Here is a 22,249-nt window from a genome sequence, read left to right as displayed (position 1 = left end):
CCTTACCTTAGTTACAGCGCTCACCACGACTAGGAGTCATTAGTGAATTTCAAGGAAGAATTTTGTACTAGTGAGCTACTTTTTCGCCCTATTTGCGTTGCAGATGGCGCTGCACTTTTCGATTCTGTCAGTTCTAAGGCATTCCCTGATTCACTTCCATTATCACGCTGATGGTTTAGGTATTCGCTATCTGTATTTACAAACGGAAGACAAAAATAGGATTCTGTATCAACAATTTGGTTTTCATCCTCTGCATGAAACTGAGCAGGGTATTTTTATTATGATGAGAGACAGTTTTGAAATTTGAACTTGATAAATTTAATGGCATTATTATCAGCCAAGACGATTTCCCGCACAATATTGACATGTTTACTGCTGAATTAGAAAACATCGTCACCTTTTCTCAAGTAGAAAAGAAAAACATTATTTGGTTAACCTTACCGATTCATCTATCTCATTTCGTCTCAGTGGCAACAACGTTGGGTTTTGTTTTTCATAATTGCCTCGAACAGGAATTAACCCTCATTCATAAAGCGCCAGAGACCACATTCATTCCTTTTATTCCCACTCATACCATAGGCGCTGGTGCGATTGTGAAAAATGCAGCAGGAGAGCTATTGGTCATCCGCGAGCATGGAATGACAGGGTTTAAATTACCTGGTGGCCATGTTGAATTAGGGGAGAAAATAGAAACAGCGATCATTCGCGAAGTTGCCGAGGAAACGGGTGTTGCCGCTGAGTTTCAATCGATAGTTGGCTTTACGACTCGCCATCCATTTCAATTTGGTAAAACCAATCTTTATTTTGTTTGTCGACTTCACGCCATTTCCGATGAAATAAGCATCCAAGACATAGAAGAAGTGGCTGAAGCAAAATGGATATCGGTTGACGATTATCTGTCAGACGAAACCAATGCCAGCTTCAACCGACAAATGGTTGAGGCATGCAATGATGCGAAAGGGCTGCAATCATTTTTACCCACCAACAATGCGGGTCCTTATAAAAAGCATGAAACCTTTTTTGCCTAGTTAGGGGGAAAGAGAACGATAGTATGAAGTTAGTTATTTTTGATTGTGATGGCACGCTGGTCGATAGCGAACGTTTGGGTAATTTGGCGCTTCAGCAGCAACTTGCCCAATTCGATATTCATTACGGTGTTGATGAGCTGTTGGAAAAATTCCGCGGAGGAAAACTCGCATCAATTATTGCAAGCCTCGAACAAGAGTGCAGAGTTGTTTTCCCTATAACATTTGAAGCAGAATATCGGGCGAAAATGAATGCATTATTCGATGAACATTTAAAACCCAACGATGGCGTAAAAGAGATGTTAGAGTCGCTTTCTATCCCATATTGTATTGCCTCATCTGCGCCAAAAGCCAAGATAGTTCGATCGTTAGAGATTACTGGTTTAGCCAACTGTTTTGGCGATAACATTTTTAGTTCTTACGATGTGGGTTCATGGAAGCCGGAGCCACAACTGTTCCTGCATGCAGCGCAGCAGATGAAATTCGATCCTAAAGATTGCTGCGTTGTTGAAGACAGCGTTATCGGCTTACAGGCGGCAAAGAGTGCACAAATGAAAAGTATCTACTACGCGCCTAACTTGTCTGTGCAGCATGAACTGGCTAGCGCGCAAATTCGGCATATGTCCGAATTAAGCAATCATATTGCCTCCGCACTTTAGTAAGTCGGTTGCTACAAAATGTGGATTTGAAGATACCAACGAACTTTATGTAGGCGGCCCTGCTGGCTCTCTGCACATCATGCAAAAATGATTGTTGTGAGCGAAAACAATACGATATCTTGTGTGAACTGGTATTGTGTTTGCCAAATTCATTTTCCTTAAATCCACCGGAGAACATGATGGATACCTTAACCGATGGCGAAAGCTATTTTGATGCCTCTTTTAGCAAACTAGCGAATGCTGATGTGCAACTGAAAAATAGCGAATTTGAGGAGTGCCGTTTCGAAGATTGTGATTTTTCTGGTGCCGAATTTAGGAACTGCAAATTCACTAACTGCGAATTTGAACGCTGCAATTTGAGTTTGGTGTCGTTACCCAATACGAAAGTCTTTGGCATGACGTTCACAGAGTGCAAATTGGTGGGGGTGGATTGGACCAAAGTAACTTGGCCGATGTTTCACGTCGACTTTGAATTGACCTTTCGTCGCTGCATTATGAACGACAATTCCTTCTACGGTTTAACGTTGCATGAATTGGTGTTGGATGAATGCAAATTGCACGATGTCGATTTTCGAGAAGGGAAGTTTCCTGATTCTACGATGACCTATTGTGATTTCACCAACAGCTTGTTTATCCGAACCAATCTGCAGCAAGTCGATTTCAGTGAATCGAGCAACTACATGATCAACGTGTTAGAGAACCAAGTAAAAGGGGCCAAATTCACCCGTTTTGAAGCACTGAGTTTGTTGGAATGTTTAGGTATCGAGTTAGTGGATTAACTGGTTATAACGATTGTTTTTCACCAATATAAGGATAGTAAGCCAATGAAAAATCTCTCCATGGCCGTCGTTGTTAGGGAAGGTCGAGTTTTAATTCAAGAGCGCTTTCGACGTAGCGAAGGCATGGTGCTTGAGTTCCCTGGTGGTTCGATTGATAGTGGTGAAACGCCCGAAGTGGCCGCCGCACGTGAGCTGTGGGAAGAAACAGGCCTGGAGCAACTCGCAGTGAAGGGGGCTTTCCAAGCTGAAAATGAATTTGGTGGAAAAATTCATTACGTTGTCTTTGAAGGAAACCGTTCAACTGCGCCGACAGAAGTGGATAGCACTCGTCAGCAAACTTTCTTCTGGTTGGAGCCAACCCAGATTCCAGTTGAGGAATTTCATGCAGCGGATGCCGATTTTATTGAACATCAGTTAGAGCAGTTTTTGTAACGACTGATGAGTCGTGAATTCAGTTATGACTAGGGAGGCAATTGCCTCCCTTTGTATGACGAATTAGAAATGGATGTTCATTGCTAAAGCGACTTGTTCAAATTTGTAGTCGTAAGAGACTGTACTACCGTCAACTGAGCCTTCGGCTTTGCCGTAGTCGTTATAGCTGTACGATAAATCCAGCGCGATATTATTATTAATAAAATATTTAGCGCCCGCTACGGCATGCCATGCAAAGCTACTATTTTGATCTTTGAAATTGATAGAATTATCACCATCAGAGAGATCTGAAAGTTTATTCCATGAGTAGCCTGCGCCTAAGCCTAAATAAGGGTGGATAAACCAATCTTGATTTAGTGCGGAAGAAAGATCCCACTTAATATCGTATATCAAAGAGATACTTTTGATACCTGAATTAATTTCATCTGTACTATTAGTTAGGGAAATATCAGCTTCAGTTTGATAGTTGGCGGTTAACTCGGTTGCGATTGATGGGTGTGTTGGTAACTCGTAACCAAGACCTAATTTAAACGCAATCGCATCATCAATCTTTGTTGGATAATTGGTAACGTCACTCTCATCTTCAATAGACAAGTTATGTTTTTCAATCATGTTATTGGCTATGCCAAGAATCAGGTAGGCGTGGTTAACCATAGCGTCTTCATAAGGCGCGTCATCCGCTGCGGAGTAGTGAATAGGGGAGTTGTTTGCTGCCAATGCCGGAGCTGCAATACTAGCCAGTAACGTTGCGTAGATAGAGAATTTCATTCTGAATACCTAAATAAAGGAGAAATAGAATAAGGGAATATTCTTTAAAGAGGTTGCGCATATTATCCTTGGAGTGGTTTTTGAACAATAAACGTACTTGAGATTAGGTGTTTCATTTTTGAGATGAACTTGTATTAGTAAGATTTTTGTGTTTTTTTAATTGATGTTTTTGTTGATTTTATTTTTTGTTTTTCTTTTTATTAGTTAACCTTAAAATAAATTACAAATATAACAGTAATGAGAGGCGCGGAAATAAATGGATTTAACACCAATTAAGCAAGATGAATTCGCTCAGATGTTTGAGCTGTTTAAGGCTTCTATGTTTCCCATTATCGATGAAGCATTAGGTTGGGATGAAGCGTTTCAGGAGCGCAATTTCAAACAGCATCTAAAGCCGGAGTGGTTTTATTGGGTTGAAGTCGATAGTGAGCGCGTTGGGGTGGTTTGCCATCGCTACAAAGAAGCGAGCCTGCATATCCACCTCTTGGCAATTTTTCGTCCGTACCAAGGCCATGGCTACGCGCAGCAAGTTTTGGTTCAATTAGAACAAATAGCCGCAGGTGAGGGTAAAGCGGTGACATTAAGCTGTTTTAAGAACAATCAACGTGCCGTTAAATTGTATCGAACCTATGGTTTTAAAGTGCTTGGTGAAGACGACCTTTTTTACGACTTTGGTAAAGTGAGTCATGCATTGGCGTCTATGTTGTGATTAGCGGTACTGTCTGGTATATCCCGCTCGCAGGTGGGGAAACTCCATTTATTCATCGTTATCCCGTTCACTTTGCGCATTGTTGCCTTGTCGCGGCTAGGTGGATTGACTACAATGCGCCACCATTCATTTATTTCAGGTTATAACTATGAGCGACGCTAGCGCAAAACCAACCCTGCCAGATCGTCTATCCGGTAATCCACGCAGCAAATTCTTTGTTGAAGAGTGCTTTGAACACCACATCGGTATTCGCCTTAACGGTAAAGAGCGCACAGACGTGGAAGAGTATTGCATCAGCGAAGGTTGGGTAAAAATTCCTTCACCAAAAGCAAAAGACCGCTACGGTAACCCAATGCTAATCACTCTGAAAGGCGAAGTAGAAGCGTTCTACAAATAAGCTGAATTGAGCTGAATAAATAACGCATAGAATCTCGTGGTTCTATGCGTTTTCTTTTTTTCGGGCTTTGGTTTTTGTACTGATTCTACTTCTTCCTCTATGACTGCCCCTGTAAAAGACTCTCTTTTCCTATACCCAGTTAAATGTGCTATAAACGCAGCTAAGTGGTTGTGTTGTAGATGGTTAATGACCTATGTTGATTGAACAAGGCTCGATTGATGACATTTTGTTTATCGACGCGCAGATTCCTGAATTTGATGGACGTAATACTCGTGAGCGTCTTAATGAGCGATTATGTGATACCCCACATTTGATTTTGCTGGCCAAAATCGATGGACAAATCGTGGGGTATAAAGTTGGCTATCAGCTCTCCAGTACTGAGTTTTACAGTTGGTTAGGTGGTGTTATTCCGTCTCATCGCCAACAAGGTGTGGCATCTGAGCTGCGCCTATATCAAGAAAAGTGGGCGCGAACATCGGGCTATCAAGCGATTACTGTTAAGTCAATGAATGCTTATCCCAACATGCTGCGCCTATTAATTTCCAGTGGTTATCAGATTATTGGTTATGAACCAGGTTCAAATCCGACCAATGGAAAAATAGTGTTTCAAAGAGAGTTAGTATGAACGTGAAGAAACGTAAGATGAGGCTGCCGATCATTGCGGTGGCGTGCTCACTGTTTTTTTCTGTTGTGCCGCTGCTCTCGGTAATGGTGGCAGGCGCGATTGCCAATATTAAGCACTGCCTGCTGGATGAAGGCGGAGCCAATCCATGTATCATTTTCGGTATTGATGTTGGTGACATCCTTTACAGCATGTTGGTTTTTGGTTGGTTAATGTTGGTTTCGCTACCGTTAGGTTCAGTTTTGACCATTGTCAGTGTGGCGTGGCTTATCTTTGTGGCGATTCAAAATTATTACTATCGCAAGGCGCTACCTGAGCCCAAATAAGTGTAAAAGGATAACGAATATGGATGTGGTTATTGGTAACAGCGCACAAATCATCAAGCAAGCGCAGCAAATTCGGTATGCCGTGTTTGTTAAGGAACAGTCGATTCCACAAGAGTTAGACTTAGATGGACTTGACCAAGAATCGATGCATCTTTTGGTGATTGACGATTCGACCCCGGTAGCTACTGCACGACTCTCATTTCCTTCGGCCTCTTCAGCCATCTTGGCCCGTGTAGCAGTCATGAAAGCTTTTCGTGGTGCGGGTGTTGCGAGAGCGGTGATTCAACACGCCATTGATTACGCGATTAAACAGCGCGTTCACCATATCGACATTCATGCTCATCAGCACCTACGTGGTTACTACGAAAATTTTGGTTTTGAATACATAAAAGCGTGTGAAGTGGTTGGTGGTCATCCATTAATTGCGATGAGTTATCGCACCGATGTTCCATCTATCCACCTACAAGAAGTAAAGGGAGAGTCAATGTCTAATCCATTTATGTTGCGTGCTTTGGAGATTTCTCAACAAGCGTTACCCAAATGTCGGCCAAATCCGCCGGTCGGTTGTGTGTTGGTAAAAGATAATCAGATTGTCGCGGAAGGTCACACGCAAGCCATTGGCGGCAATCATGCCGAAGTGGAAGCGTTAAACGCTTATCAAGGTTCATTTGATGGCGTGACGGCGTACGTCACTTTAGAGCCCTGTTCCTTTGTCGGGCGAACTCCGGCGTGTGCCAAAACCTTGGTGAGCACAGGGATTAAACACGTAGTGGTGGCGATGCTGGACCCTGATCCGCGCAATAGCGGCAAAGGTATCGCCATCTTGGAAGATGCTGGCATCAAAGTCGACATCGGTGTAGAAGGTGAGGCGGTTTCCCAGTTTCTTACCCCTTATCTTGGTCAATCGTAATTGCCCTAACACGCTGATCTTTTAGCTTTTGTGAGGCAGTCGCTTGAGTTCATCCTGGCATTGACGGATAACAGAATTTTTCCAAGGACAAAGGATAAGTTGTGGGAAATTACTGCGGTCAGTGTCGGCATTTCGTTCGGGCGAAAGAGAATCTAAAAGATCAGTGCGGAGCGTGGGATCAGCCCACACTGGCTAAGCGTGATGCTTGCGGTTTCTTTATGCCAAAGAAACCGAATCGAAATTCACTCAAAGGGAGTGATACCAGGGAATAATCCAGTACAGGGAGTACGTTATGTCAAAGTTGATTCACGGTAGTTGTTACTGCCAAAAAATCATGTTTATTGTCAAAGACGAGTTTTCTCGTTTCTATTTCTGTCATTGTGACCAATGCCGTAAGATGATGGGCACCGCTCACGCGGCGAATTTGTTTACAGAAGTGGACAATCTCACTTGGCTAAAAGGTGCTGAGTTGGTGAAACGCTATGATGACCCTCATCGTGCTTTTACCAAAGCCTTCTGCCCTGAATGCGGTTCACCGCTACCATATCTATCCAAAGCCAGTAACAACATGGTGGTGCCAGCGGGATGTTTGGATGAAGAGCCATCAAAACAAGTGGATGCCCAACTGTTTTGTGTCGAGCAGCCTCATTGGTATCAGGTTGGGTTAAGCGCAGAGAAAAAAGCAGGATTTCCGAATAGTTAGAGAGATAGTAAACGGAGTTTAGAATGAAATTGTATGGACGAACCACATCGTTTAATGTGCAAAAAGTGTTGTGGTTACTCGATGAACTCGAACTAAATTATGAGCATGTGGAGCTGGGCGGCCGGTTTGGCGGGCTTGATGCTCCTGAGTTTGGTGAGCTCAATCCTATGCGTAAAGTCCCAGTGTTGATCGATGGCGACAAATCCGTGTGGGAATCACACACCATTTTGCGCTATTTGGCTGCTGCTTACGGGGATGAATATTGGTGTCCGAAGGATGCTTATGAGCGTTCTCGTTATGAACGCTGGATGGATTGGTCACATCTGATTTTTCAACAAGCTTTTATGGGCACCTTTTGGGGCTACTACCGTATGCCAGCTTCCAAGCGGAACATGGCAGAAGTGAATAGCCACTTAGCTAAATGTGAAGAGTGCCTTGCACAGTTAGAGCAGCAATTAACGGGAAACCGTTTTTTGATTGGCGAACATATCTCGCTTGCAGACATTTGTGCTGGAGCTGTACTTTATCGACTCACTGCGCAGGGCTTACCTATTACACTGCCGCCGCAAGTCACAAGATGGTTTGACTTGCTACAAAGTCGCCCAGGCTATCAAAAATGGGTGATGAGTGATTTTACTGAGTTGCAAGGCAGAGAAGATTTTTAGCACGAAAAACTGTTATGGTATAACATTTCGTTATGCTGTTAAGTTAATCGATAAATCTTATTAATGGCTATGTAAATAACTTGTTTGTAAATCAATAACGCGCTTGAAAAACTGAGCCAGTTTACCGACAATCCCTCGGTTTTAGCCAACAGGCTCATTTATTGAAGAGGTAGTGTCGTGAAAACTGCGATGTACATTGACGATCTTACTGCAATTGATTTTTCAGTTTATCACGGTGGTGAAATCCGCGGAGACAGCGTCTCGCTTTGCGTTGTTGTAGCTGGTGATCGTAACGACTCCGGTATGATCTCCGATTTCGGCAAAATCAAACCCAGACTCAAAGCGATTTGTGATAAAGAAGTCGACCACCGTTTGGTGTGTGACCCACAATTTATTACTGTGCAAGATGGTATTGGCCAGGGCGAGTTTCCGGTGTCTGCTGGAGTGATTAGCTCGATGGGACCGATGCAGATGTATTGCCCAATTGCCATGACAGCAGAGCATTATCTGGACAACATCAAAAGCTTCTTACTGGAGAAATTCAGCGCTGAGATGCCAATGTTTGATTTTCAGATTGAGCTTAAGCCGAACCCAACGCCAAGCTTTCAATACAATCATGGCTTAAAGCTGCATGATGGAAACTGTCAGCGCATTATTCATGGCCACAGCGCGGATCTGCATGTCATCATTGATGGCAAGCCTTGTGTGGAAACTCATCGATTAATCGTTTCTAGCTTGAACGGTAAGCACTTTTTTAATGAAAGTGATGTGATGTTTGATTCTGGTCGCTCAATGATTCGTTACAGTGCATCCCAAGGTAATTTTGAAGTTCAGTTGCCTAACGCATTGCTTGAACTGGTTGAAGGTGAACCTTCCATCGAAAACATCTCCCGCCACATTGCCAAGAAAGTACACGCTTTGCGACCTAACGCCACGTCCATTCAAGTGCGCGTGAGTGAAGGCCTATCTAAAGGTGCGGTGACGCTGCTGTAATTCAAACATCGGTTATACATTCTGCATGCCTAAAACCAGTGAGGGAGACTTCACTGGTTTTTTATTTGGTGTCACTAAAAGCTAAAGCGGCGGCGGGTTGTATGGGCAATAAATTGTCTTAAATCCTCTCACTATTCGTCCTGATTAATAAATAATCAAATACCATGAGTTTTATAAGGTTACTCTGCTATTACTGATTCAAGGTGAATGAAACCATGGGACAAATAAAGGATAGGAGTCGATAACGATGAAACATAATAAAGCTGCGATCATATTGCTCGCTGGGCTGGGGGCTTCTTTTGCAGCCAATAGCGCAGATTGGCAATTGGTTTGGGATGATGAATTTACCGATAGCGTCGGGTCGAGTTGGAATTTCGCCACGGGTAACGGTACGTCCGGTTGGGGTAATAGCGAGCTTGAATACTATTTAGCAGATAACGCGAGCGTTGAAGATGGTAATTTGGTGATTACGGCTAAGAAAGAGTCGACCGGAGGCTACAGTTATACCTCAGCACGAATGAATACCTTGGGGAATCAATCTTTTAAATACGGCAAAATCGAAGCGCGTATTAAGCTTCCCACCGGAACAGGGCTGTGGCCAGCATTTTGGATGTTAGGCACCAATATGGAAACAGTCGGTTGGCCTTACTGTGGTGAAATCGACATCATGGAGCGTATTAACACCGAGAATGTCGTGTATGGGACAGTGCATTGGTGGGCCAATTTGCACGCCAGTTATTCAGGAACTAGTGCCACATTAGATATGAGTCAATATCATGTTTACACCGTTGAGTGGGATGCGAGCATGATGAAATGGTATGTAGATGGGGTGCTATTCCACGAGATGAGCATTCTAAACAATACCGGTGATACCGATGAATTTCACAACGAGTTCTATTTGTTACTTAATCTCGCCGTTGGGGGAGATTGGCCGGGAACCACCGTTGATGAGTCGGTTTTGCCTGCGAAAATGTATGTCGATTATGTGCGCGTCTATCAAGACACGACCAATACTGCAAGTAGCCATACGGGCAGTGCTGACTCCGACATGTTCTCTCAACAGATTGAAGCTGAAAACTACAGTAATATGAGTGGGGTAGCGACGGAAACTACCACGGATATGGATGCTGGTTCCGACGTCAGTTCATTTGATACGGGCGATTGGGTGGTTTATAACAACGTTACCATCCCGACATCGGGTGAGTACCAAATCGAATATCGTGTGGCAAGTACCAACAGTGCTGCGCGTTTGTCTTTGGATTACAACGCGGGTGCCAATGTGGTGGGCTATGTTGATCTCGGATCAACGGGAGGTTCGCAAACTTGGCAAACCGTTACACAGCAAGTCACGCTTGATGCGGGTAGTTACAATTTTGGTATCTACGCACAAACGGGTGGGTTTAGCTTGAACTGGATGCGTATTACTAAGTTGTAATCGTGAGATTCTCTAAGCGCTACGTTACACATATTAGTAATTTCAATGGCAATAAGATGCTGTTACAACGTCGATATAGTGACAGTGTCTTATTTAAATGTTCGTATACCTATTATATTTCCTCTCTATTGCGATGTATTCACTATTACTATTTGTTATGTCGACTCTCTTCTTTCCAATTCTATTTAACTGAGTTCATATTATTCTTAAAAAGTATTTGTTAAATAATGTTACTTTTATTTTCTAATTATTTATCTGCAATAAAAACGTCATAAAAATGTCTGCACATATGTGCAAAATTGTCACCGAGTTGTCATGCTTGGCCACTATTCTATCCAACGTCAAATGCAGGTTGGTTTGTAACTTAATGATTAATAGTAAATTAATAAGATTTTATTGAGTGCTGCTAATCAAGGTTAACGTAAGAACCTACTTGCAAAGTTAATAGGAATGACCTGATTGAATAATAAGTTATTCCTAATGTTTTAATCACTGCTTTATTGGTTGCCTATTTCAATGTCCAAAGAGTGATAGCTCTTTGTTCAGTTAGTAGAAAAATGGATTTTTATATCGTTTTGGAGTTGAATAATGAATTCAAGTAAATTTCTTACCATCGTATTATTAGGGCTTTCGAGCACTTCAACCGCTTACGCTGCATCATTTTCTTATGATCATAAATATGAAGATGTGTCTAAAGCACACACCGACGAACTGAAATTTGGATACGATTTTGAATCGGGTATTGGTGTGGCGGCGAAGCTGAAATTTTCACCTAATGATGAAAAAAGCGGTGATGCAGGTGTTGCCTTTCATGATGAACGTTGGCAAGAAACCGAACTGGGTTTAAGTTACAGCTATGACGTTAACGAGAAGTTCTCGGTTGAACCGGGGGTGACTTGGTCGAGAAAGCAAGATGAATACAAGTACAAACCGTATTTATCGATGGATTATGCACTGACGCCAAATGTCGATCTCTCTTCACGTTACCGTTACGAGATTTCTGATTACAGTTTCAAAGAAACCAAACGTGTGAACCGTTTTGATGCGGGCATCAGCCGTAAATTTGGTGCATTCGAAGTGGGTTATACCTTGACGCTCTATCGTGCGAACGTTGAGCTGTATAACGAACGTGAAACGGATTATGAACACGCGATTGAGTTCAAATACAAAGCGACGAAAGCACTAACGCCATTTATTGAACTCTCAAATGAATCAGTCAGTAAGCACACAGATCAGCGCCAAACTGAATTCGAAGTAGGCGTGAAATACAAGATTTAAGCATAGGTAGTGAGAGCGATGAAATTGAAATCTCAAATGCAGTTAGCAGGTCTACTCATCAGTCTATTTGCCACAGTTCAACCTGCTTTAGCCAGTTCGTGGACGCTTGATAAAGTGGTGAGTTTAACTCGCCACGGTGTTCGTCCGCAGACCAATACAGATAAGTTAAACAAAGCGACCAATCTTAATTGGCCAAGCTTTGATGTTGCTGATGGTAACCTCACCGGTCATGGTTATGCCGGCATGTTGCAGCAAGGCGCTTACATGCTGGCTCAGTGGCAAGAACAAGGGCTTAAAGTCAGCAATCACTGTCCAAGCGAGGATCAATTCTTCCTGTGGAGTAGTCCATCGCCTCGTATCAAGGCGACGGGCAAAGCCATTGCTGATGGGATGTTCCCGGGCTGTGGTGTTATGCCTTTGAGCGTTAGCGGAGAAAATGGTCCACTTTTTGAGCTTTATGATCTTGGTGAAGCGCATCCGGATAAAAACGTGATGAAAAAGCAGATCATGGAACGCATGGGGACGCCTGAACAAGCGGCGGCACATTATAAAGAGTCGGTGGACCTGCTACGCAACACTGTGTGTGCTAAAGATAAGCCAAGTTGCGAGTTTCTGGATAAACCTTGGGGCGTGAAGTTCAAAGAGAGCGGTAAACCGCAATTGAAAGGCCCAGGCGAATTCGGTGCAACGATTGGTGAAACCATTCGCCTGCAATACAGTGATAATATGCCCATTGCCGATGTAGCGTTTGGTCATGGCGTGGATGCAAAATCCGTCAAAGCCCTGATGGCAATGCATGCTGCTCAGTACCATTTGGCGTTGGATACTCCTGAATTTGCAGCTCACAGTGGTTCTTTGTTAATGCGTCAAATTCTGTCTGCGCTGACTGCTGGAACACATTTAGCGAAGCAATGGCCGGGTGATGCACGCTTAGAGCGCCCATTGGTGATGCTACTGGGTCATGATACTAACATCGCTGAGATTCAAACCATGCTTGGTCTAGAGTGGGAATTGCCTGACTATCCAGCCAATGACATTCCTCCAGGCGCTACTCTCAGCTTTGCTCGTTTTCATAAAGCGGGTAGTGATAAAGAGTTTGTTCGCGTTCGCTTTGAAGCTCGTACCTTAGACCAATGGCGCTCTCTGTCACCATTGAATGACCAGCAACCATTGCCGCATCAAGATCTTAACGTGGCTGGCTGTGAATCAACGGATGTTGGTGTGCTATGTCCGCTGGATACCGTGGTTAAGCGTGCGAGCCAACTGCTGGTTAAAGACGGTTTGCAATTGGCACTGTTTCAAACCAAATAGAGTACAAACACTCGCGAATTAACGATGAAGGGACGCTTGCGTCCCTTTTGTTATTAGATCGCCAAGATGGTTTGAAAGCGTATGTTTTGGCATGGCAATGACGTAAAGTATCAAAAATTGCTATTTTGTGGTGTTATGTGATACTTAATGGCAGGTTGTGAGACTTGATTTCTTTTACACTTGAAATCTACAAATCAAGTGGAGATAGAATGATGGGCATATTTTTGAAATCAACTATAGCGTTTTCGCTATTGGCTGCGACATCGGTTAATGCGTTTGAATTGAGCAGTACGGATATTCAAGAAGGCGCTCCAATGGCTAAGACTTTCGAATTTGCTGGATGGGGCTGTGATGGTGACAATTTGTCTCCACAACTTAGTTGGAATGACGTGCCTGAAGGAACAAAGAGCTTTGCGATTACTGCCTATGATCCTGATGCTCCGACAGGAAGTGGCTTTTGGCATTGGGTTGTCTTTGATATTAAGGGCTCCGTGCGTGAATTGCCCCGTGGAGCCGATGTTGCCAAGTTAGGCGGGGTACAAGTGCGCAATGACTATGGGCTGAAAGCGTTTGGTGGTACTTGTCCACCTGAGCACGATGGAATGCACCGTTATCAATTCACCGTTTGGGCATTGCCAACCGAAACTCTAGGGCTTGATGATAATGTCTCTCCTGCAGTTGTTGGCTTTAACCTGCACTATAAAGCATTAGGTAAAGCCGTTTTAACTGCGACTTACACTCGTTAATTATCTTAAGGGGGAATGGATGGATTTTGCCTATCAAGTCAGTACGTTTCGCGCTGAACAGTTGCAGGTGCTCCGTAATGTGAAAATTCATTCCCCTAGTGTGATTCAAATTACATCTGGCAGTAAGCGTCTCTATTGGCGAGAGTCGAGTGTGGTATTGACGTCAGAGGTGCTGTTGCTCTGTGAAGCTTCTTCGGCCCTTACCTTTGAAAACATGCCGCATAAAGGACGTTTTTTTTCACGGATGTTCAGTTTTTTTTGTACTCCAGAGCCTGACATGTTACAGCTTAGTGCAGCTCTGAGTGCCGGAGAAAAGAACCCAACACATCGATTAGATAGCGCATTGAGCGAGACTCTGAATGCACTCTTTGCTCTAGCCCAACACCCAATTAGCCCAGACGTACAACGTCATTGGCTTATGGGGTTCTATCAGCAATTAGCAGAGCAGGGCGCATTACACCACTTATTTCCCCAACACCAAACATCCTTTAGTCAGAAACTCAGTCACTACCTTGCTCGTTCTCCTAGTGAGGAGCACACGTTAGAAGAGGTAGCCGAACAGTTTGCGATGAGTCGCGCCACATTGATTCGTAAACTTAAGCAAGAAGGGACGCAATATCGGGATGTTCTGGTGGATGTACGTTTGAATTTCGCTTTGGAATTGATGCAGAAAGGACATGATAACGTGGCGATCGTCGCACAAAGTTGTGGTTATCAATCCGAAGGGCGCTTTAGCCAACGTTTTAAAAGCCGCTTTGGTTTAACGCCAAAAGATTATATGAAAACCGTCGGTACACTCGCCCATTAAGATTAACAATGCTTCGACTTGCCAGAGTTATAAACCTAGCTGTGATTATCTCTTTTTGAATTTTTTATGACATCGCCATTAGGCAATTGTTTTCATTTCTTTCTTCTCTAATATATGGATATTCGTATATGGAGATATTCTTATGTTGCCCCACGATTTTTTTAAATTGCTCGCCGACGAAACTCGGGTGCGATGCTTGCTGCTGATTGCTCGTTACCCAAATATCTGTGTGGGTGATTTGGCGGAAGCTTTAAACGAAAGCCAACCTAAAGTGTCGCGTCATTTAGCCTTATTGCGCTCAAGTGGCATCGTGTTCAATCGTCGCCAAGGACAATGGGTGTTTTATTGCATTAGTGAAGCGCTCCCAGGTTGGATGAAAAAGCAGATTCAAGGGCTGGTGGATTCGCAATGTTTGGCGAAAGAATATCAGCAAGATATGGAACGCTACGCCACTGCGCGTGAGCACTCAAATTGTTGTCAAGCATAGGAAAAAGAGATGGCAATTAAAGTCGGTATTAATGGTTTTGGTCGTATTGGACGTTTAGCTCTACGGGCAAGTTTTGATTGGCCAGAGTTTGAGTTCGTGCAGATTAACGACGTTGCAGGGGATGCTGAGACATTAGCGCATCTATTGGAATTTGATTCGATTCAAGGCCGTTGGCATCACAGTGTTTCCGCCAAAGACGGAGCCATTATTATTGATGGCAAATCTATTGCGACTAGCCAACACAAAGCGATTGATGCGGTGGATTGGTCGCAATGTGATGTGGTAATTGAAGCGACGGGTAAGCATCGTGACGTTAACTTGCTCAATCAATATCTGGCTCAAGGCGTGAAACGTGTGGTGGTGTCGGCTCCAGTAAAAGCCGCTGGGGTTGCCAATATTGTGGTTGGTGTGAACGACAGCATATTTGATCCGCGCCTTCATCGCATCGTGACAGCCGCTTCCTGTACCACTAACTGTATTGCGCCGATTGTAAAAGTAATCCATGAAAAATTGGGTATTGAACAAGCGGCATTTACGACCATACATGATCTAACGAATACCCAAACCATTTTGGATGCGCCGCATAAAGATCTGCGTCGTGCACGAGCTTGTGGTATGAGCCTGATCCCAACCACTACGGGCTCGGCGACGGCGATCATCGAGATCTTCCCTGATCTGGCTGGCAAAATTAATGGCCATGCCGTGCGTGTCCCACTTGCTAACGCCTCGTTAACCGACATTGTGTTTGATGTAAAACGAGATACGACCGTCGAGGAAGTGAACCAACTGCTTAAAGAAGCGGCAGCCGGTGAGCTAAAAGGCATTCTGGGTTTTGAAGAAAAACCTTTAGTGTCGATAGATTACAAAGGCGACCAACGATCAACAGTGGTAGATGCACTATCAACCATGCTGGTGGGTAAGCGCATGGTGAAAATCTATGCTTGGTATGACAACGAAATGGGTTACGCGACTCGAACTGCAGAACTGGTTCGTCACGTTGGTCGGGCATAAGGAGCATTAATAATGGAACAAGAAAGAGTGCATCCAACGTGGTTATTGCCGCTGGAAAATAGCGCGGGACTCGTGCTGACTCCGTGCCCAGGAACCAAAGGGGTTTCTTTGGCAGATAGCATCCTGCAGCTAAAAGAGCAGGGGGTGACCGTGGTTGTTACGGCTCTTAGCGATGAAGAGATGCAGCATGCGGGTGTTAGTGACTTGCCGGATGTGGTTGCGGCTTACGGTTTACGCTGGGTCAACACACCGATTGAAGATGATGAAGTACCGGATGCGGAATTTGCGCGTTTATGGCATTTGGCTAGCCCATTTCTGCTTCGCTGTTTAGATAACGGTGAGAAGGTGGCTTTGCATTGTATGGGCGGTTCGGGCAGAACAGGTTTGCTTGCTGCGCACCTGCTGGGAGAAAAGGGTTGGCCGCTAGAGAAAGTGGTGACTAAGGTGCAAGCGCTACGCCCCGGTGCGTTTACCAAGCCAAATCAAATTGAGTATGTACATCAATTACTAAGAGCCGAATAGAGATCATGTTGTCGCAGCTAAATGCCAACGTGCGCCAATATATGTTGGTCACGTTTAACTACTGGAATTTCACTCTAACAGACGGCGCATTACGTATGTTAGTGGTGCTCTATTTTTATGATTTGGGCTATTCAACCCTCTCGATTGCATCGCTATTTTTGTTTTATGAGTTCTTCGGTGTGGTCACCAATTTGGTTGGCGGCTGGCTAGGGGCGAGATTGGGTTTAAATCGCACCATGAACATTGGGCTTGGCATGCAGATCGTGGCGTTACTGATGTTGGCGGTTCCTGTTTCTTGGTTATCTATTGCGTGGGTGATGGCGGCTCAGGCGCTTTCTGGCATCGCGAAAGATCTCAATAAAATGAGTGCGAAAAGTGCGATCAAGACCTTGGTGCCGGAAAATGCGCAAGGGGCGCTCTTTCGTTGGATTGCAGTCTTAACTGGTTCCAAAAATGCGTTGAAAGGGGTTGGTTTTTTCCTTGGCGGGGCACTTTTGTCACTGCTCGGTTTTCGTTATTCCGTGTTACTAATGGCGGCTGTGCTCTTGCTGGTGTTTATTGGCAGTATCGTCAACCTAAAAGGGGATTTGGGTAAAGCGAAAACCAAACCAAAATTTGGAGAGATGTTTTCTAAATCTCGCTCCGTTAACATTTTATCCGCGGCGCGGCTGTTTTTGTTTGGTGCGCGTGATGTTTGGTTTGTGGTGGCATTACCGGTTTATTTGGCAAGCGTGTTTGGCTGGGACCACAGCGCCGTCGGCGGTTTTATTGCTCTTTGGATAATTGGGTATGGCGTTGTTCAAGGATTCGCACCTAAGGTGACTGGTAGCCGTTCTAACATTACGCCCGATGGCAAAAGTGCCGTAATGTGGGCGGGAGTGCTCGGTTTAATCACTGCTGGGCTGGCCTTGGCTATCGGCCAAGAGTGGCATCCACAATGGGTGATGGTGATTGGCTTAATGGTGTTTGGCGCTGTATTTGCGATTAACTCTTCGCTGCATTCGTTTTTGATTGTCAGCTACGCCAAAGGCGATGGTGTGTCGTTGGATGTGGGTTTTTATTACATGGCTAATGCCATGGGACGCTTAATTGGCACAGTGCTTTCAGGATGGGTATTTCAAAGTCTGGGCATGGCAGCGTGTTTGTGGGTGTCGTTCGCCTTTATTGTGCTGACCACGTTTATCTCATTGGGTCTGCCTGTGCGAGATAAGAAGCTGGCACAGTAGTTTTGGTGAGATCGATTGTAAATAAGTGCGCAGGTTTACCTAGCGCACTTTTTATCATTGATTGCTTTGCCAGCATTCATCGCATGTGAGGTCACGGGGTGGCGTTCGTCATCTCGGGATCATTTGCTTCAAGCGACGGTTCATTGTCATCCTCATCTAATGGATTAATGGGATGTTTAGGGCCGAGAAATTTTGGCTGCGTATTGAGTAAGTAGAGATCAACAAAGGCTTTAGCGCGAGCAAACACTTCACGAACACGCACACTGTAGCCAGAAAAATGCGTTGGCCCGGCTACCGCAAGGCAGGTGGCCTGAATATCATGATAGTGGGCGATGTAGAGTGCCCGCTCACAGTGAAAGCCTTGAGTAATAATGAGAAAGTTGCTGGTATCGAAAATTCGTTTGGCTCGCACAATCGAATCTAAGGTGCGAAAACCAGCGTAGTCGAGATGAATGGCACTTTCAGGAATCCCTGCTTTGAGCAAATCTCGTTTCATCGTCCAAGGCTCGTTATAAGAACGATGAGCGTTGTCGCCACTGAGTAAAAAGTTACTGACTTTCCCTTCATGAAACAGCTGAATCGCTGCGTTGATGCGATTCATGTAGTAGTCGTTAAGGGTTTTTCCTAGGTACTTACTGGTGCCGAGAACCACGGCAACTTGATAATGTGACACATCATTGATGTCGGTTAGGATGTCTTTTTGCGTTTGCCATGAAATCCATCGGTCGATACCAATGAGGCAAGCGCTTCCCGCGAGCAGGGTGACTGAGCCGAGCAGCACGCAGCGGCGCAGCGCGTGTTTTAAACGCGAGAAACGAGAGAGTTGAGTCGATTGACGACTCAGATTTGACGATTTCTTTGTGCCCATAGGCCAATAACAATAAAGCTGATTACCACGATGAGGAACATCATGCCTTTTTCAAGATGGCCTAGTGTCCGAGCGAGGTAAGGGCTTGCTTTTACAATGATTAATCCGTAACCAAACGCGTTGATTAGGATAAAGACCAAAGTGCGAACAAGAAAATGCTGCTGACGCATCAGACGACGGATAGCCGCATTGATTTCTCCGCCCAGCATTACAAGTAAGCAAGCGATGAAAGCCACTGAAATATCAGAAAGATACGGTGCGATAAACTGGCCAGCTGGCGCAAACAAATGGAATAGATTCATCATAATCACAAATAAAAAAGCCCCTAGAGTAGGGGCTTAAGTATGGCTTAAAACGCAGTACGTTTGTAGCGACGATATTCTGGTTGCCAGAAGTGTTGTTCAATCGCTTCAACAATCGCTTCGTCAGTACGTTCAGGTGCAACACCTTGTTCGATAGCCACTTTCGCCACAGCAAAAGCGATTTTCTTCGATACTGAGTGGATTGACTCTAATGGTGGCAGCAGTGCGCCGTGACCATTAATCGCTAGTGGAGAGGTTTCTGCCAACGCGCGGCTAGAAATCATCAGCATTTCGTCAGTCACACGGTGAGCACCAACGGCTAACACACCTAGACCAATACCAGGGAAGATGTAGCTGTTGTTACATTGTGCGATTGGGTAAGTTTTGCCATCCAATTGAACAGGATCAAATGGGCTACCGGTTGCCACAAGTGCTTCACCATTCGTCCAACGTAAAATGTCAGCAGGTGTTGCTTCAACACGGCTAGTTGGGTTAGACAGTGGGAAAATGATTGGACGTGGGCAATGGTCATGCATAGTCTTAATCACTTCTTCACTGAATAGGCCAGGTGCACCTGAAACACCAATCAGTACGGTTGGTTTTGCTTCACGTACAACTTCAAGTAGTGAGAAACCGTTGCCTTCAGCAGTCCAATTTGCAGTATTGGATTTCTTCTGCATTAGACGTTGTTGGAAATCGAGAAGGTTGTGCATACCTTCTTCCAGTAGTCCCCAACGGTCTACCATGTAAACCTGTGAGCGAGCTTTTTCGTCGCTGATGCCTTCAGACACCATTTGCGCGATGATCGCTTCTGCGATACCACAACCGGCAGAGCCTGCACCTAAGAAAGTGATACGTTGATCAGACAGTTTAGTGCCTGCTGCTTTACATGCTGCGAGTAGTGAACCTACGGCAATCGCTGCAGTACCTTGGATGTCGTCGTTGAAACAACATACGCGGTCTTTGTAGCGTTGTAGCAGTGGCATCGCGTTTTTCTGCGCGAAGTCTTCAAACTGGATCAAGGCATCTGGCCAACGACGTTTTACTGCTTCGATGAATTCTTCAACGAATGCGTCGTATTCGGCACCTTCGATACGAGTGTGACGCCAGCCCATGTACATTGGGTCAGCAAGGCGTTGAGGGTTGTTAGTACCCACATCAAGAACGACTGGAAGAGTGTAAGCTGGGCTGATACCACCACATGCGGTATACAGAGACAGTTTACCAATTGGAATCCCCATACCACCGATGCCTTGGTCGCCTAGACCAAGAATACGTTCACCATCTGTCACTACGATGACTTTCACGTTTTGGTTGGCTGCGTTGTTTAGCAGGTCATCAATACGATCACGGTTAGCATAAGAAACAAATAGGCCACGTCCACGGCGATAAATGTTAGAGAAGTTTTCACATGCTGCACCCACTGTTGGAGTGTAAATGATTGGCATCATTTCAGAGATGTGATTTTGCACTAGGCGGTAGAACAGAGTTTCGTTGGTGTCTTGCATGTTACGAAGGTAGATATGGCGGTCCATATCATTTTCGAAGTTGCAGAACTGTTGGTAGGCACGAACGACTTGTTCTTGGATGGTTTCTGTTGCTTCTGGCAGAAGGCCTTCAAGGTTAAATGTTGCGCGTTCATCAGCAGTAAATGCACTGCCTTTGTTTAGTAGCGGAGTACTCATCAGAGCAGCCCCAGCGTACGGTAAATATAGAGGACGTTTGTCGTTGTTCATTTTCGGCCTTAGTAGGGGTGAAAGAAGACCCAAAAATGATACGGATTAGACATGTTATTGTAAATAGAAAGCCTTAACGAATAAGACATTATTCATCATATTTATGCAATCTTTTCATAACGAATTCCATCATTATTCTCTAAATAAGCAAACCGATGCGCAATCGGTTCCACGTAAAATTGGTGCCACGCGAATAACGGCATTTCCCACTGAGTTGTGATCTTGAACAAATGTAAACGTTTAATTCAGAATTAAAAATAAATTTAAATCATATAAAACATATAGTTAATCACATTATTTGTTTTAGTAAATTTTTCCTGAAAAGATTTTTAGTGGTAACGTTTACACAATGTGTCAAGTATCACAGAAAGCAAACGTAAGAGGTTGCTAAACTGACGTCAATTTCAGAGCACTTAGGCATTCAAGCTGACGGTTCAAAGTGTTCAAACTGACAAAGTTGAGAGGTGGAATGTGAAAGTACTTGTCACCGGTGGTATGGGATATATCGGTAGCCACACTTGTGTGCAAATGATTCAAGCTGGAATCACTCCAGTGATTATCGATAACCTGTGCAACGCCAACAAAGAAGTGTTAAACCGCATTAACGCATTAACCGATGTGACCCCGGTGTTTTACCAAGGTGACGTACGTGATGAAGCGTTCCTCGATCGTGTTTTTAGTGAACAGAATATCGATGCGGTGATTCATTTTGCTGGCCTAAAAGCGGTTGGCGAATCGGTCGTAAAACCTCTTGAATACTACGATAACAACGTCAACGGTTCATTGGTATTGGCCCGTGCGATGCGTAAAGCGGGCGTCAAAAGCTTAGTCTTTAGCTCGTCTGCAACGGTGTATGGCGATCCGGCTTCTGTGCCAATTACCGAAGCTTTTCCAACCGGCAATACTACCAACCCATATGGGCGCAGTAAGTACATGGTTGAGCAGTGTTTAAGTGACTTGTTCCATGCTGAGCCAGATTGGAGCATCACACTGCTGCGTTATTTCAACCCAGTTGGTGCGCATCCATCAGGCACCATGGGGGAAGATCCGAAAGGCATCCCTAATAACCTGATGCCTTTTATTGCGCAAGTGGCGGTCGGTCGTCGCGCCGAGTTAGCCGTGTTTGGTAATGATTACCCAACCCCTGATGGCACGGGCGTTCGTGACTATATCCATGTGCTTGATTTGGCTGATGGGCATATTGCGGCACTCAATAGTGTTGGCGTAAAAGCGGGATTGCATATTTACAACCTTGGTACAGGTCAAGGGTCGAGTGTGCTCGATATGGTGCACGCTTTTGCTAAAGCGTGTGGTCATGATGTGCCTTACAAACTCTGCCCACGCCGTCCGGGTGACATTGCAGAGTGCTGGGCAAGTACTGAAAAAGCGGAAGCCGAATTAGGCTGGAAAGCGACACGCACGATTGCGCAGATGACCGCAGATACTTGGCTATGGCAATCCAATAACCCGAATGGCTACGACCAATAATCCTAATGGCTACAAAAAGTAACGCCGTTTTGTTTACCGAATT

27 protein-coding genes and 1 pseudogene are annotated in these 22,249 nt (G+C 44.7%); 24 read left to right on the top strand and 4 right to left on the bottom strand.

Going from position 1 to position 22,249, the window contains the following annotated elements; all coding sequences use genetic code 11:
• The first annotated feature begins 70 nt into the window (after positions 1-70).
• The 5 genes from OCV11_RS10720 (at position 71) to OCV11_RS10700 (ending at position 2,895) form a co-directional block, all read left to right on the top strand.
• Positions 71-307, top strand: a complete 237-nt coding sequence (locus tag OCV11_RS10720) for a hypothetical protein (RefSeq protein WP_261892843.1) — start codon at positions 71-73, stop codon at positions 305-307.
• A complete protein-coding gene (locus tag OCV11_RS10715; RefSeq protein ID WP_261892842.1) occupies positions 297-1,028 on the top strand; it encodes an NUDIX hydrolase in 732 nt (243 codons plus the stop codon). The genes OCV11_RS10720 and OCV11_RS10715 overlap by 11 nt, the downstream gene beginning before the upstream one ends.
• Before the next feature lie 23 nt (positions 1,029-1,051).
• Complete coding sequence (locus OCV11_RS10710) at positions 1,052-1,684, top strand: HAD family hydrolase (RefSeq protein ID WP_261892841.1); 633 nt, start codon at positions 1,052-1,054, stop codon at positions 1,682-1,684.
• A gap of 179 nt (positions 1,685-1,863) precedes the next feature.
• Positions 1,864-2,463: a pentapeptide repeat-containing protein gene (locus tag OCV11_RS10705; RefSeq protein ID WP_261896281.1), complete on the top strand. Its 600-nt coding sequence runs from the start codon at positions 1,864-1,866 to the stop codon at positions 2,461-2,463.
• Positions 2,464-2,508: 45 nt separating this feature from the next.
• Positions 2,509-2,895, top strand: coding sequence for an NUDIX hydrolase (locus OCV11_RS10700; RefSeq protein WP_261892840.1), 387 nt, complete (start codon positions 2,509-2,511; stop codon positions 2,893-2,895).
• A gap of 63 nt (positions 2,896-2,958) precedes the next feature.
• Here the strand turns inward: OCV11_RS10700 and OCV11_RS10695 are convergent, their stop codons facing one another.
• Entirely contained in the window at positions 2,959-3,663 is a 705-nt protein-coding gene (locus OCV11_RS10695) for an outer membrane protein (protein WP_261892839.1), read from the bottom strand.
• Between the two features lie 256 nt (positions 3,664-3,919).
• Here OCV11_RS10695 and OCV11_RS10690 point away from each other — a divergent pair, with 256 nt between their 5' ends.
• The 18 genes and pseudogenes from OCV11_RS10690 to arsJ all read left to right on the top strand — a co-directional run bounded on the left by OCV11_RS10690 (position 3,920) and on the right by arsJ (position 17,812).
• Positions 3,920-4,372 (top strand): GNAT family N-acetyltransferase, encoded by a 453-nt coding sequence (locus tag OCV11_RS10690; RefSeq protein WP_261892838.1) that lies wholly within the window; start codon positions 3,920-3,922, stop codon positions 4,370-4,372.
• A 148-nt stretch (positions 4,373-4,520) separates the two neighbouring features.
• Positions 4,521-4,769, top strand: a complete 249-nt coding sequence (locus tag OCV11_RS10685; RefSeq protein WP_261892837.1) for a DUF3297 family protein — start codon at positions 4,521-4,523, stop codon at positions 4,767-4,769.
• A 193-nt stretch (positions 4,770-4,962) separates the two neighbouring features.
• Positions 4,963-5,394 (top strand): GNAT family N-acetyltransferase, encoded by a 432-nt coding sequence (locus OCV11_RS10680; RefSeq protein WP_261892836.1) that lies wholly within the window; start codon positions 4,963-4,965, stop codon positions 5,392-5,394.
• Positions 5,391-5,717 (top strand): hypothetical protein, encoded by a 327-nt coding sequence (locus OCV11_RS10675; RefSeq protein WP_261892835.1) that lies wholly within the window; start codon positions 5,391-5,393, stop codon positions 5,715-5,717. Before OCV11_RS10680 ends, OCV11_RS10675 begins: the two co-directional genes overlap by 4 nt.
• 19 nt (positions 5,718-5,736) lie before the next feature.
• Positions 5,737-6,141: pseudogene (locus OCV11_RS10670) on the top strand (GNAT family N-acetyltransferase); the annotation flags it as partial.
• Between the two features lie 60 nt (positions 6,142-6,201).
• Positions 6,202-6,627 carry a bifunctional diaminohydroxyphosphoribosylaminopyrimidine deaminase/5-amino-6-(5-phosphoribosylamino)uracil reductase RibD gene (locus OCV11_RS10665; RefSeq protein WP_261896280.1) on the top strand — a complete coding sequence of 142 codons (426 nt, stop codon included), beginning with the start codon at positions 6,202-6,204 and terminating at the stop codon, positions 6,625-6,627.
• Between the two features lie 292 nt (positions 6,628-6,919).
• On the top strand, positions 6,920-7,330 hold the full coding sequence (locus OCV11_RS10660; protein WP_261892834.1) for a GFA family protein: 411 nt from the start codon (positions 6,920-6,922) through the stop codon (positions 7,328-7,330).
• Positions 7,331-7,353: 23 nt separating this feature from the next.
• Positions 7,354-7,995, top strand: a complete 642-nt coding sequence (locus tag OCV11_RS10655; protein ID WP_261892833.1) for a glutathione S-transferase family protein — start codon at positions 7,354-7,356, stop codon at positions 7,993-7,995.
• Positions 7,996-8,172: 177 nt separating this feature from the next.
• Entirely contained in the window at positions 8,173-8,988 is an 816-nt protein-coding gene (locus tag OCV11_RS10650) for a 6-carboxytetrahydropterin synthase (protein WP_261892832.1), read from the top strand.
• A 247-nt stretch (positions 8,989-9,235) separates the two neighbouring features.
• Positions 9,236-10,423, top strand: coding sequence for a carbohydrate-binding protein (locus OCV11_RS10645; RefSeq protein ID WP_261892831.1), 1,188 nt, complete (start codon positions 9,236-9,238; stop codon positions 10,421-10,423).
• 588 nt (positions 10,424-11,011) lie between these two features.
• Positions 11,012-11,701, top strand: a complete 690-nt coding sequence (locus tag OCV11_RS10640) for an oligogalacturonate-specific porin KdgM family protein (protein ID WP_261892830.1) — start codon at positions 11,012-11,014, stop codon at positions 11,699-11,701.
• 18 nt (positions 11,702-11,719) lie between these two features.
• Entirely contained in the window at positions 11,720-13,012 is a 1,293-nt protein-coding gene (locus OCV11_RS10635) for a histidine-type phosphatase (protein WP_261892829.1), read from the top strand.
• 212 nt (positions 13,013-13,224) lie between these two features.
• Positions 13,225-13,758 (top strand): YbhB/YbcL family Raf kinase inhibitor-like protein, encoded by a 534-nt coding sequence (locus OCV11_RS10630; RefSeq protein ID WP_261896279.1) that lies wholly within the window; start codon positions 13,225-13,227, stop codon positions 13,756-13,758.
• Between the two features lie 19 nt (positions 13,759-13,777).
• Complete coding sequence (locus tag OCV11_RS10625) at positions 13,778-14,566, top strand: AraC family transcriptional regulator (protein ID WP_261892828.1); 789 nt, start codon at positions 13,778-13,780, stop codon at positions 14,564-14,566.
• A gap of 142 nt (positions 14,567-14,708) precedes the next feature.
• Entirely contained in the window at positions 14,709-15,053 is a 345-nt protein-coding gene (locus OCV11_RS10620; protein WP_261892827.1) for a metalloregulator ArsR/SmtB family transcription factor, read from the top strand.
• Positions 15,054-15,062: 9 nt separating this feature from the next.
• Positions 15,063-16,064, top strand: coding sequence for an ArsJ-associated glyceraldehyde-3-phosphate dehydrogenase (locus OCV11_RS10615; protein WP_261892826.1), 1,002 nt, complete (start codon positions 15,063-15,065; stop codon positions 16,062-16,064).
• A 12-nt stretch (positions 16,065-16,076) separates the two neighbouring features.
• Positions 16,077-16,586, top strand: coding sequence for a cyclin-dependent kinase inhibitor 3 family protein (locus tag OCV11_RS10610; RefSeq protein ID WP_261892825.1), 510 nt, complete (start codon positions 16,077-16,079; stop codon positions 16,584-16,586).
• A gap of 5 nt (positions 16,587-16,591) precedes the next feature.
• Positions 16,592-17,812 carry an organoarsenical effux MFS transporter ArsJ gene (gene arsJ / locus OCV11_RS10605; protein ID WP_261892824.1) on the top strand — a complete coding sequence of 407 codons (1,221 nt, stop codon included), beginning with the start codon at positions 16,592-16,594 and terminating at the stop codon, positions 17,810-17,812.
• A gap of 91 nt (positions 17,813-17,903) precedes the next feature.
• Here arsJ and OCV11_RS10600 read toward each other — a convergent pair whose 3' ends face one another.
• The 3 genes from OCV11_RS10600 to OCV11_RS10590 are packed head-to-tail and all read right to left on the bottom strand — an operon-like array spanning position 17,904 to position 20,718.
• Entirely contained in the window at positions 17,904-18,680 is a 777-nt protein-coding gene (locus OCV11_RS10600) for a SanA/YdcF family protein (RefSeq protein ID WP_261892823.1), read from the bottom strand.
• Positions 18,653-18,982: a DUF3392 domain-containing protein gene (locus OCV11_RS10595; protein ID WP_261896278.1), complete on the bottom strand. Its 330-nt coding sequence runs from the start codon at positions 18,980-18,982 to the stop codon at positions 18,653-18,655. The genes OCV11_RS10600 and OCV11_RS10595 overlap by 28 nt, the downstream gene beginning before the upstream one ends.
• Before the next feature lie 47 nt (positions 18,983-19,029).
• Complete coding sequence (locus tag OCV11_RS10590; protein ID WP_261892822.1) at positions 19,030-20,718, bottom strand: NAD-dependent malic enzyme; 1,689 nt, start codon at positions 20,716-20,718, stop codon at positions 19,030-19,032.
• Positions 20,719-21,189: 471 nt separating this feature from the next.
• Between OCV11_RS10590 and galE the strand changes: the two genes are divergently transcribed.
• Positions 21,190-22,206, top strand: a complete 1,017-nt coding sequence (gene galE, locus OCV11_RS10585; RefSeq protein WP_261892821.1) for a UDP-glucose 4-epimerase GalE — start codon at positions 21,190-21,192, stop codon at positions 22,204-22,206.
• Positions 22,207-22,249: the final 43 nt, after the last annotated feature.

Origin of the sequence: Vibrio porteresiae DSM 19223 (assembly GCF_024347055.1) — a bacterium.
In the GTDB taxonomy this organism is placed as follows: Bacteria; Pseudomonadota; Gammaproteobacteria; order Enterobacterales; family Vibrionaceae; genus Vibrio; species Vibrio porteresiae.
The sequence above is the reverse complement of the archived record's forward strand: the minus strand, read 5'-3'. Positions and strand labels throughout refer to the sequence as shown.

Excerpts from the sequence above, each read along its gene's own strand:
- OCV11_RS10590 (WP_261892822.1), bottom strand. The coding sequence starts at position 20,718 with ATGAACAACGACAAACGTCCTCTATATTTACCGTACGCTGGGGCTGCT.
- OCV11_RS10625 (WP_261892828.1), top strand. The coding sequence starts at position 13,778 with ATGGATTTTGCCTATCAAGTCAGTACGTTTCGCGCTGAACAGTTGCAG.
- OCV11_RS10635 (WP_261892829.1), top strand. The coding sequence starts at position 11,720 with ATGAAATTGAAATCTCAAATGCAGTTAGCAGGTCTACTCATCAGTCTA.
- OCV11_RS10665 (WP_261896280.1), top strand. The coding sequence starts at position 6,202 with ATGTCTAATCCATTTATGTTGCGTGCTTTGGAGATTTCTCAACAAGCG.
- OCV11_RS10685 (WP_261892837.1), top strand. The coding sequence starts at position 4,521 with ATGAGCGACGCTAGCGCAAAACCAACCCTGCCAGATCGTCTATCCGGT.
- OCV11_RS10620 (WP_261892827.1), top strand. The coding sequence starts at position 14,709 with ATGTTGCCCCACGATTTTTTTAAATTGCTCGCCGACGAAACTCGGGTG.
- OCV11_RS10675 (WP_261892835.1), top strand. The coding sequence starts at position 5,391 with ATGAACGTGAAGAAACGTAAGATGAGGCTGCCGATCATTGCGGTGGCG.
- OCV11_RS10645 (WP_261892831.1), top strand. The coding sequence starts at position 9,236 with ATGAAACATAATAAAGCTGCGATCATATTGCTCGCTGGGCTGGGGGCT.
- OCV11_RS10655 (WP_261892833.1), top strand. The coding sequence starts at position 7,354 with ATGAAATTGTATGGACGAACCACATCGTTTAATGTGCAAAAAGTGTTG.
- arsJ (WP_261892824.1), top strand. The coding sequence starts at position 16,592 with ATGTTGTCGCAGCTAAATGCCAACGTGCGCCAATATATGTTGGTCACG.
- OCV11_RS10640 (WP_261892830.1), top strand. The coding sequence starts at position 11,012 with ATGAATTCAAGTAAATTTCTTACCATCGTATTATTAGGGCTTTCGAGC.
- OCV11_RS10600 (WP_261892823.1), bottom strand. The coding sequence starts at position 18,680 with ATGGGCACAAAGAAATCGTCAAATCTGAGTCGTCAATCGACTCAACTC.
- OCV11_RS10705 (WP_261896281.1), top strand. The coding sequence starts at position 1,864 with ATGGATACCTTAACCGATGGCGAAAGCTATTTTGATGCCTCTTTTAGC.
- OCV11_RS10695 (WP_261892839.1), bottom strand. The coding sequence starts at position 3,663 with ATGAAATTCTCTATCTACGCAACGTTACTGGCTAGTATTGCAGCTCCG.
- OCV11_RS10610 (WP_261892825.1), top strand. The coding sequence starts at position 16,077 with ATGGAACAAGAAAGAGTGCATCCAACGTGGTTATTGCCGCTGGAAAAT.
- OCV11_RS10630 (WP_261896279.1), top strand. The coding sequence starts at position 13,225 with ATGGGCATATTTTTGAAATCAACTATAGCGTTTTCGCTATTGGCTGCG.
- OCV11_RS10595 (WP_261896278.1), bottom strand. The coding sequence starts at position 18,982 with ATGAATCTATTCCATTTGTTTGCGCCAGCTGGCCAGTTTATCGCACCG.
- OCV11_RS10660 (WP_261892834.1), top strand. The coding sequence starts at position 6,920 with ATGTCAAAGTTGATTCACGGTAGTTGTTACTGCCAAAAAATCATGTTT.
- OCV11_RS10700 (WP_261892840.1), top strand. The coding sequence starts at position 2,509 with ATGAAAAATCTCTCCATGGCCGTCGTTGTTAGGGAAGGTCGAGTTTTA.
- OCV11_RS10690 (WP_261892838.1), top strand. The coding sequence starts at position 3,920 with ATGGATTTAACACCAATTAAGCAAGATGAATTCGCTCAGATGTTTGAG.
- OCV11_RS10680 (WP_261892836.1), top strand. The coding sequence starts at position 4,963 with ATGTTGATTGAACAAGGCTCGATTGATGACATTTTGTTTATCGACGCG.
- OCV11_RS10710 (WP_261892841.1), top strand. The coding sequence starts at position 1,052 with ATGAAGTTAGTTATTTTTGATTGTGATGGCACGCTGGTCGATAGCGAA.
- OCV11_RS10615 (WP_261892826.1), top strand. The coding sequence starts at position 15,063 with ATGGCAATTAAAGTCGGTATTAATGGTTTTGGTCGTATTGGACGTTTA.